This window comes from Massilia sp. CT11-108 (genome assembly GCF_047302915.1).
In the GTDB taxonomy this organism is placed as follows: Bacteria; Pseudomonadota; Gammaproteobacteria; order Burkholderiales; family Burkholderiaceae_D; genus Telluria; species Telluria orientalis.
The window spans coordinates 1-582 of the sequence record NZ_JBKYMO010001165.1; the positions used below are offsets into that span (position 1 = coordinate 1).

General features: G+C 64.3%; 1 pseudogene. It reads left to right on the forward strand.

The annotated features are described in order from the left end of the window. Window positions 1-225: 225 nt before the first annotated feature. Window positions 226-582 (forward strand): annotated as a pseudogene (locus ACEN88_RS33760) (hypothetical protein); the annotation flags it as partial.

Here is a 582-nt window from a genome sequence, read left to right on the forward strand (position 1 = left end):
CGGCTGGCGTCCAGCACGGCCTCGATGAACATGGCGGAGATGCGGTCATGGCGTCGATTCATCGTTCGCTCCCTGAAGGCTGAGTCCGTATCATTGTGCGCCGATCCGGCCGATGCTGCCATTCAACATGCATGACGCGTGCCGGCCGGCGGCGCATGGTGTAGCATGCGGGGCGATACGCCCGCGGCCGCCATCGCCGCGGCAGGAAACATGCAAGGATACATTTTGAATATCACGATCAACGAGGAACTCCGCTCTTTCATCGATCCCCTCACTCCCGTCGAATACGCCGCACTCGAACGCAGCCTGCTGGCCGACGGCTGCCGCGACGCGCTCGTGCTGTGGCGCGACGTCCTGATCGACGGGCATAACCGCTACGACATCTGCACGAAGCACGGCATTCCGTTCCGGACGGTCAACAACGACAAGTTCGACTCGCTGGAAGACGTCATGCTGTGGGTGATCGACAATAACCTCGCGCGCCGCAGCGTGTCCGACTTCCAGCGCGGCATGCTCGCGCTGCGCAAGAAGGAAATCGTCGCCGCGCGCGCCGCCCAGCGTGCCGCCGAGGCGCCGCCGGAC